2 protein-coding genes are annotated in these 1,170 nt (G+C 64.1%); one reads left to right on the top strand and one right to left on the bottom strand.

Annotated features, from left to right (window positions below; translation table 11 throughout):
• Positions 1-26 precede the first annotated feature (26 nt).
• Positions 27-734, bottom strand: a complete 708-nt coding sequence (pxpA, locus tag LQV45_RS34210; RefSeq protein WP_308288969.1) for a 5-oxoprolinase subunit PxpA — start codon at positions 732-734, stop codon at positions 27-29.
• Positions 735-962: 228 nt separating this feature from the next.
• On the opposite strand from pxpA, the gene LQV45_RS34205 reads away from it, so the two are divergent.
• Complete coding sequence (locus tag LQV45_RS34205) at positions 963-1,157, top strand: PucR family transcriptional regulator ligand-binding domain-containing protein (RefSeq protein ID WP_230012308.1); 195 nt, start codon at positions 963-965, stop codon at positions 1,155-1,157.
• Positions 1,158-1,170 lie beyond the last annotated feature (13 nt).

Here is a 1,170-nt window from a genome sequence, read left to right as displayed (position 1 = left end):
CTTTCAGATGGTTTGGATAGATCGGTTCAGCCCAGGACCGCACGCACTGCGGTGGCCACTGCGACAGAATTGGGTGCGTCGGAGTGGACGCAGATGCTTTGGAACCGGATGTCCAGCTCGGTGCCGTCAACGGCGAGGACGGGCTTGCCGGCCAGCGCCCTGCTGACACGCTCGGCGGCGGCGTCGGGATCGGTGGGCGCCGGGCGGCGCTGGATCAGCAGCTCACCGGCCGGGCCGTAGTTGAGGTCAACATAGAGTTCGGGCACGAAATCCACCCCCATGGACCGGCACACGCTTTCGTGGGCGGTCCCCGCGAGCCCGAAAAACGGAACGCCGAACTGCAAGGCTGTGCCGGCGGCAGCCTGCATCAGTTCCTCGTCGCCGGCCAGCATGCCGTAGAGGGAACCGTGGGGTTTGATGTGGTTCAGTTCCAGCCCGTACTTTGCGAGGAACGCCGTCAGGGCTCCAGTCTGATACAAGATGATCGATTCGACCTCGGCCGGGGTGAGAACCATTCGGCGGCGTCCGAACCCCACAATGTCCGGCAGGCCGGGGTGCGCTCCGACCGCCACGCCGTGCTCAGCAGCCAACGCCACGGTCCGTTCCATGACGTCGGGATCGCCGGCGTGATACCCACAGGCCACGTTGGCGACGTCGATGATGCGCATGAGTTCTTCGTCGTTGCCGAACTCGTGGAGGCCAAGGCCTTCGCCCATATCGGAGTTCAAGAGCACCCTCCGTTGTGCGGGGGGAGCGCCGAAAGGAGAGGCGGGGGGAGCGCTGAAGGGAGAGGCGTGGGCTGAGGTGCCTGAAGAAGTGTCGGGAGTCACATTGGGTTGCATGGGTGCAACGCTACTCAGCAATTCACGTGCCCGATATTGTGCAGGTCGCTGAATCTGCGGGCATCAATTATGGTTATTGCACTGTCCGGTGGGGGACGCCCGCCGTAGTGGGAGGGCCCCGTGCGAATTTCTGATTTAGCAGACAACGCCGATCTCAACATCCGGCTTCGGGTTGCGGGCGGCGAGGGCCGACTGGCCCGGCCCATCACCTGGTGCGCTCCCACCGAACACATGGACCCCACGCCCTTCCTCAGCGTGAACGCCCTGGTGCTGACCAACGGCATGGGCTTGAACGTCAAGGACTTCAGGACCTAGGACGCCTACGTGG

The sequence above is a fragment of the Microbacterium sp. Bi128 genome, assembly GCF_918698205.1.
This window is presented reverse-complemented; position numbering and strand designations above follow the sequence as displayed.